Source organism: Pricia antarctica (assembly GCF_900101815.1).
Classification (GTDB): Bacteria; Bacteroidota; Bacteroidia; order Flavobacteriales; family Flavobacteriaceae; genus Pricia; species Pricia antarctica.
Genome location: NZ_FNAO01000027.1, coordinates 1 through 4,319 on the forward strand (window position 1 = coordinate 1; position 4,319 = coordinate 4,319).

A 4,319-nucleotide genomic window follows, 5' to 3' on the forward strand; every position below is an offset into this window, starting at 1 on the left:
CGGGAAAAGATAAAACCAAAACAAAAAGATTTTGGCTTTTGCGTGGCGGGAATGCAGTTCCGTGCAGCCCCGCACTGAGCATAGCCAAGACGTTGTAAAACATTTGAAAAAAAATCTGAACATAATAAAAACACTTCTAAAACTAACCATAATATTGGTTTGCGGAATTAGTTTTGGACAATCTGAAATTGTTGGAACAGTAAAGTCTGATATAACAAATGAAAAGCCAAACGGGACTATATATTTGGAGATAAACGACGGAAATAAATCTAAAGTTGACCGAATTTCGATTACTGACAGTTTGGGAGTTTTCCAATTTAAAGATTTAGAACCAAACAAAGATTATAAAATCAAAATCCAAATGATGGGTTATGATACGCAAGAGTTTAAGGTAAAAACTAATGATAGCGTTGCAAAAGCTGATTTAATTTTAAAAGGAACTTGCGGATTTGTGAGTTTAGAAACAGCGGAAAAAGATTGGAAAAAGAAAAAAGCGAAATTATATATTGTTGGCGGAATTGCACCGATTGGAAATGGAAAAGCCGATAGCCGATTTGAGAAAAAATATAAAATAGAATATTATGACTTTGGCGATACAGCACCAAATATGGAATGTATTCAAGTTTATAACGAACGGATTTTTGAACTAATGGACAAAAAATACGGAACGGAATGGCGGAAAAAAGTTCGTTCTGACGTTGAATATCTGGAGTAAAAACGTTTTACAACACCGTATATAAAACATAGTGCGAGTCGTTGCTAACACAAAGGTTCGGTCATTTTTGGAAAGTCGCCAAATTTTTAAATTTGACGAATTGCCAAAAATAAAATAATTGTAAAATTTAAAAATTCGGCTTGTGTTTATCCGAAAAGTGGTCGCTTGTTTTCTGCACTACGTTTCATATACAATACCGTTGCCAAACATTTTGTTCGGGTATTCAGGTCTGTGCTTAATCTATAACTGAGTACACCGAAACTCGGGCGGAATGTGGACCTGCCGCTCATGCGCAAATGGATTTTAGCGAGTTTGCGAAGGGACATGCATAGGTGGGCGGGGCTTTATCACTCGGGCGGAGGGGAACGCAAGCGGTACGCGGGCCTTGGATCGTACGCGAAAATAAAAACGATTTGGCAACAAAACCTATAAGTAATGCGGGGCTTGGGCCTTGTCCGAAGGTCGAGGCATATTAACGGGGGCCGCAAAATCTTTTGGATTTTGCTCTCGCCGATAAAAAAATAGATCAAAACAAAAAGCTTTTGCTAGGTGCGCGGCCCGGAGTTCGGTACTGGTCCGCTCCGCACTACTTATAGCTCGGGCGTTGGCAATAATTTGAATGCAGCTATCATGAATAGGAAAATCGTTTATCTATTTTTTTTGATTTTATTGCTTGGGTGTTCTAAAAATCCTAATCAGATTGCTCAGGAGAATATTGAAAAACATTTGAAAAGCATAATCAATGACCCTTCCAGTTACGAGTTTGTATCAATGACTGAACTGGATACTATTTATAAAATTCCCTACTATAAGGAAAGAGTGCTGGATTATGAGAGATTTGTTAAAAGAATTGGACTTGCATTAGAAAGAAAAAAGGAGGAACTTGGAACAGCTTTGTCCGACCAAAAAAAAGGAGAAGCAACAATCAAAGATTTAAAATACCAAGTTGAAGAGTCACAAAATTTTTTAGACAAAAACATTAAAGAATTGCAGGCTTATGAAAAACTTTTGGAAAGTTCAAAGGAAAAAGATATTAAAGAAATCAAGACTGTTTTGACCATTCGAGAGAATAATAAACAGGGAGTAAAGGTTCTTAACAAATACTATGTGTCCCTTAATAATAACTTGACTATTAGTTCTTTGAATTAAAACTATTGCCAACAAAACCTATAAGTAATGCGGGGTTCGGTGCTTAATAGAAGGATCGGGCTTGCCGAGCAGCTCCGCAAAATCTTTTGGATTTTGCACTAATAACTAAAAAATAGATCAGAAAAAAAAGCTTTTGCTAGGTGCGTTGCCGAAAGGCCGGTGCTTATCCGCTCCGCACTACTTATAGCTTGGGCGTTATCGAAAATGGCTCCGAAAGAAAAATTCAAATTGCGACGGGCAACAATAAAATAATGATACGATGGAATTTCTAATCTATATTTAAGGGAACCGCCCGAAAAGTAACATATTCGACAAGACAAAGAAAATCGAGAAATAATCGATTGAAACCTTAATTTCAGGATTGAACGTCTCTATATAATGATACATACAAAATTTTATTTTTTCGATTGTTGATAAAAAAGTGGCGTAATCAAAGTAGACAGGTTGAAAAATATACTACAAGTTTAAATCATTCTAGAAACCAAGAAACAGTCGCATTTAGATTATTATCAAGTAGCATCCAATTAAAATCTATTAATGGAAAATTCTTTAGGAAATCCCTGGGACTTTGGAAACGAATTTTATTCGCCAAATGGAGAGTTCAAATTATATTATGGTGTTACAATAGAAATTGCAATGGGAGCACCCATTTACGGAGAATGTTACTTTGAAAATAGAAATAAAACGTTCATGCTGAAAGATAGTTATGGAGGTCCAATTGTGTGGAATTCAGAATCAACAAATGCAGCAATACCTTATTGGACTAACGACAGAAAACAAAAACTGGCTATTATCGATACTGTTGGAATGAAAGTTTTATTATCGAAAACTACCTTTAGAGTTATTCAACTAGAAAAAATTGAAAATGACATTATTTATGGAATTGACAGTCCTGCGTACCAACCTAAAAGATTTAAGTTTGATTTAGAAATTAATGAACTTCAATCTTTTGCGGAAATAAAATAAATACCAAAAACAGAGATAAATAACTGGAACAAACATAAAAAATTCAAAATTTTGCACCGAACAGTCGCTTGCACAGAATTAAACTGAGTGAAAGCAGCACAGGACAACCTGTCTACTCTGACGCAATCGGAACAGGACAACGTAACAACAAGGTGCTTACTCATGGGTGTCGCCACATTCGATAACAACGGCTATACGCAATGCGGGCTTAAGTCCGTGGGGCGGGGGCTTGGGCGTGTCTGCGAACACCGCCAAATCTTTTGGATTTGGCTTTGGCGCAAAAAAGATAAAGACAAACAAAAAGATTTGGCTGATCGCTAGCCGGAAAAGCCAGTGCGTGCAGCCCCGCACTGCGCATAGCCAAGCCGTTGGCAAAAATATAAAAAATCTTGTAAATGATGCTAATTTGGTGTAAATTAGCATCATTTAAACAAAACAGATGGCAAGACAGAGCATTTCTTTCACACAACCAAACGACGAATGGTTAAAGGCACAGGTCAACAATCAGGAATATTCAAGTAAAAGTGAACTTGTAAACGATCTGATCAGACAAGCAAGGAACCAGCAAGTTCAAATCGACTGGATCAAGGCCAAATTGGAGAAAGCCGAAAATAGCGGATTTACCAATGATAGCAAAGAGCAGATTTTAGCACAGTCCAAGTCTGCCCTTAATGAATAAATATAGACTGAGCAACCAAGCCAAAGAGGACTTGATCCGTATTCATCGTTACGGAGCAAAAAAGTTTGGAATGGCACAGGCCGACAAATACTTTGATGCGTTTTTCGAATATTTTGACATTATTGCCCTGAGACCCTATTCGTTCGAATCGGTGGAATATTTAAAAGAAGGATACCGACGATGTGTATGTGGTTCGGATAGTATTTACTATAGAATCAACGATAACATCGTTGAAATAATGGCAATTGTGGGAAGACAGGATTTAAACAATATACTTTAACCTCAGTGCCAAATACTATATTCCGCATCGCCGATCTTAACGCAGGTGGACCTGAGCGGTGGTGCATAGATGGATTTCCAAGAAGAACGTAGCCGGTACGGGAAAACTTTTCTATAGGCACGGAGCGGAACGAAAGCAGGGCGCGGACTTCCCCCCTACCGGTGTGACGGTCCGCAGGCGACACTAGCGGAACCTGATCAGTTCGCAGGCAGTTCCCTAAAAAAATACTTTTGCCAACAGAACCTATGGGCAATGCGGGCACAGGTGCTTTACCTAAGGTCCGGGCCTGCCGAGCGGCTCCGCAAAATCTTTTGGATTTTGCTTTGGAGAAGAAAAAAGTATACCAAAACAATAAGCTTTTGCTAGGTGCGCGGCCGGAAGGTCGGTGCCTGTCCGCTCCCGAACTGCTCATAGCTTGGGCGTTGCCAAACATTTGGTACGTTAAAGGGACATCCTTTACAAAGTTAAAGGGACATAGTTTACACTTTTAAGGTTATAATTTGAGATTAAAATCAAATTATTATGCCTTG

At 38.4% G+C, this 4,319-nt stretch carries 6 protein-coding genes; all 6 read left to right on the forward strand.

All coding sequences use genetic code 11. The annotated features are described in order from the left end of the window. Positions 1 to 103: 103 nt before the first annotated feature. Positions 104 to 715, forward strand: a complete 612-nt coding sequence (locus BLT07_RS20375) for an FEKKY domain-containing protein (RefSeq protein WP_091874422.1) — start codon at positions 104 to 106, stop codon at positions 713 to 715. Between the two features lie 630 nt (positions 716 to 1,345). After that, entirely contained in the window at positions 1,346 to 1,864 is a 519-nt protein-coding gene (locus tag BLT07_RS20380; protein WP_091874425.1) for a hypothetical protein, read from the forward strand. A gap of 537 nt (positions 1,865 to 2,401) precedes the next feature. Continuing rightward, positions 2,402 to 2,830 carry a hypothetical protein gene (locus BLT07_RS20385; protein WP_091874428.1) on the forward strand — a complete coding sequence of 143 codons (429 nt, stop codon included), beginning with the start codon at positions 2,402 to 2,404 and terminating at the stop codon, positions 2,828 to 2,830. A 439-nt stretch (positions 2,831 to 3,269) separates the two neighbouring features. Then, positions 3,270 to 3,509 carry a ribbon-helix-helix domain-containing protein gene (locus BLT07_RS20395; RefSeq protein WP_091874434.1) on the forward strand — a complete coding sequence of 80 codons (240 nt, stop codon included), beginning with the start codon at positions 3,270 to 3,272 and terminating at the stop codon, positions 3,507 to 3,509. Then, positions 3,502 to 3,789: a type II toxin-antitoxin system RelE/ParE family toxin gene (locus tag BLT07_RS20400; RefSeq protein ID WP_091874436.1), complete on the forward strand. Its 288-nt coding sequence runs from the start codon at positions 3,502 to 3,504 to the stop codon at positions 3,787 to 3,789. Before BLT07_RS20395 ends, BLT07_RS20400 begins: the two co-directional genes overlap by 8 nt. 230 nt (positions 3,790 to 4,019) lie before the next feature. Continuing rightward, entirely contained in the window at positions 4,020 to 4,280 is a 261-nt protein-coding gene (locus tag BLT07_RS20405; RefSeq protein ID WP_139205188.1) for a hypothetical protein, read from the forward strand. The last annotated feature ends 39 nt before the right edge of the window (positions 4,281 to 4,319 follow it).

Bases quoted from the DNA above. Each gene is read 5' to 3' on its own strand.
- BLT07_RS20380 (WP_091874425.1), top strand. From the start codon at position 1,346: ATGAATAGGAAAATCGTTTATCTATTTTTTTTGATTTTATTGCTTGGG.
- BLT07_RS20385 (WP_091874428.1), top strand. From the start codon at position 2,402: ATGGAAAATTCTTTAGGAAATCCCTGGGACTTTGGAAACGAATTTTAT.
- BLT07_RS20395 (WP_091874434.1), top strand. From the start codon at position 3,270: ATGGCAAGACAGAGCATTTCTTTCACACAACCAAACGACGAATGGTTA.
- BLT07_RS20400 (WP_091874436.1), top strand. From the start codon at position 3,502: ATGAATAAATATAGACTGAGCAACCAAGCCAAAGAGGACTTGATCCGT.